Consider the following 2526-nt stretch of genomic DNA (forward strand, 5'->3'; position numbering starts at 1 on the left):
TTTTGAAAAGACACTGTCGCTGATGGCACGTAAACTTTTCGTTTCATGAAGTTGTGCGTACAAGAGTAAGTTCATGAACGAAGCCATGTGCAGCTTTTTTGTATAGTGATCAAGACAATGGCGCTGGACCTGTTCCACAAATAATTCATTGAAAATGGGTTCAGCCCATTGTTCAAATGCTGTTTTTCGGGTAATCTTATCCATGAGATTGTCCTTCATTTTGGATTTGGATGGATAACTGCCTCCAACCCATAATAAAGGATTTTTTGAATAGATATCCTAAAGACTATTCTGAATTTATCATTATTAGATGGGTTTTTAATGCGACGCTAGTGATTTGAATACTTTGTGGTATTATTTCATCAATGACCTCTCGGAACCTTGCATAGCGATCACGCGATATATGTTGGATATTCAAGTGCTGAGAAAACCAACTTTTAAGTGTTTTTACTTCACGGTCGGGCAATAAATCGATTGGCTTAGAAGAAACCGCATCACAAATAATGACTCCGTAAGTATGGCGGCGTTTAAAAGCAAAGTCATCAATGCCAACGAAAGGGACTTTGATTCATTGGAATGGGGTTTGATAAATAAGTTTAGCAGCGCATTATGGCTTACCTTCATTCCTAACTGTTTACACACTTTTTCTGCTTGTAAAGCACTGGTAGAGAACACAATAGCTCGAAGTGCTTCTTCCAAACGCACCGTTCTTCGCTGATAAGGTTTAAGCCAAGAGCGGCGCTCAGTAAATACTTTTTTTTCACATGATTGATTTCGACAAAACCACTTTGCTGTTTTAAGGTAGTATATGGTGATTGATTGACTTTGAACAGGTAAATCAGCTATTTTACGCATATAGGAACTATGTCTGTTACTGGAAGTGATGGAACAGTGAGGGCATCGCGCTGAGGAACTAGGAAGAAAAGCAACAATATCTAATGATTTGGAAGTATCATAGACGGACACAACTTCTAAGCGAGAATGCAGATGATAAAAATTCCCTCATCTCTTTTAAATGAAACTCCCCAAATGTGCGTAAGAACCATTTTTTAGTTGCCAAATACAGTTTTTAAGGAAGGGCGTTTTAGAGAAATGGACATGTCAATGCGGTTTGATAAAGGGGATATGGAATACTTTTGTAAGCTTATATATGAAACGATTCATATTCCCGTCTTTTATATAAATAAGGACCTAGAAGTAGTTACAGGATTTCCAGCAACATTAGAGACTAATCCAATTTATCCAACCATCTACGAATTATTAGAACAACTAGATTGTTTCAATGATCAATGTAATATTCCTGTGTTACGAGTCACAAATTTTCTGGAGAATTTTATCTCGATTAAGGTTGTGAAGAATGATAAATTTCACGGTACATGGATGATAGGTCCCTCTACCTTTACAGAAGTGGAGGACGAAACGATATTCGGGATAATAAACGACTTTCAGGTTAAAACACGAAAGGATGCTGTAAAAAAATACTATCGTTCATTACCAGTTATTAATAAACTCACTCTGTTACACGCTGGTCTCTTAGCTACTTATCTAATGTATTCAAAAAGGCTCTCCGTGTCAGACGTCATTCAAAAAAATAGTTTTCTTAATACTAAAGCTTGGAGAGATACGGATCCTGATTTACTTGTTTCAAAAAGCAGACAGGATATTTCCTTCCATGCTTCGTACGAATGGGAAAGAGCAATGTTCGAATGTATTAGGGAAGGGAGGATAGAGGGGCTAACAGAGAAATTATCGGTCAATGAATTGGACGGCAAAGCTGGTGTTCTCTCAAAGAAAAGTTATCTAAGAAACGAAAAAAATCTAGCGATAGCCTGCATTACCCTCGCAACAAGATATGCCATGGATGGAGGACTACAACCAGAAATAGCATATACAATGAGTGATCTGTATATTCAATCTATAGAGGAAATAAAGAATGTAGCAGAGATTCAATCATTTGTGAATGAAGCATTGTATGACTTTGCTAATCGAGTAAATAAGGTGAAGCATCATAAATATTCCAAGCCAATCAATAAGTGTCAATCGTATATTTTCAAACATCTCTATGAAGAGATTACGATGGTACAGCTGTCAACTGTAGTAAACATGCATCAGAATTATTTATCTACTTTATTTAAAAAGGAAGTTGGTATTCCTATTAACGAATATATTCAAAAACAAAAAGTGGAAGAAGCAAAAAAGCTCCTCTCCCACTCTGACCATAGCATATCAGAAATATATACCTGGCTTAACTTCCATGACCAAAGCCATTTTACAAAGGTATTTAAAAAATATACAGGAACTACACCTAAGAAATATCGAATGTCTCCTATGGGGCTCGATCACAGGGTTGCTGCTCTAGTCCGTCATAAGGATCACAATAAGAATCAATTTCATAATTGACGTTTTTAAAAATGGGTTGAGTTACTCTACGATGATTTTTAAAGTTTTTTAATATGGGATGGAAATAGAATCACGCTGCTTTTATCGAATGTTTCTCCATTTCTAGTTTAATCCGATCTGTGGCCA

Annotated in this window: 3 protein-coding genes; 1 reads left to right on the top strand and 2 read right to left on the bottom strand. The window is 36.4% G+C overall.

The genetic code is table 11. The features are described 5' to 3' along the window. Together G4V62_RS18975 and G4V62_RS20975 are read right to left on the bottom strand one after the other, a co-directional pair. A partial coding sequence (locus tag G4V62_RS18975; RefSeq protein ID WP_165205195.1) for a DUF4372 domain-containing protein occupies nt 1-204 on the bottom strand: 204 nt, incomplete at its 3' end. A gap of 82 nt (nt 205-286) precedes the next feature. Next, nucleotides 287-568 (bottom strand): transposase, encoded by a 282-nt coding sequence (locus G4V62_RS20975; protein WP_165205201.1) that lies wholly within the window; start codon nt 566-568, stop codon nt 287-289. A gap of 530 nt (nt 569-1098) precedes the next feature. Here G4V62_RS20975 and G4V62_RS18990 point away from each other — a divergent pair. Beyond that, nucleotides 1099-2400 carry a helix-turn-helix domain-containing protein gene (locus G4V62_RS18990; RefSeq protein ID WP_212508855.1) on the top strand — a complete coding sequence of 434 codons (1302 nt, stop codon included), beginning with the start codon at nt 1099-1101 and terminating at the stop codon, nt 2398-2400. Nucleotides 2401-2526 lie beyond the last annotated feature (126 nt).

Source organism: Litoribacterium kuwaitense, from assembly GCF_011058155.1.
Lineage (GTDB): Bacteria > Bacillota > Bacilli > Bacillales > DSM-28697 > Litoribacterium > Litoribacterium kuwaitense.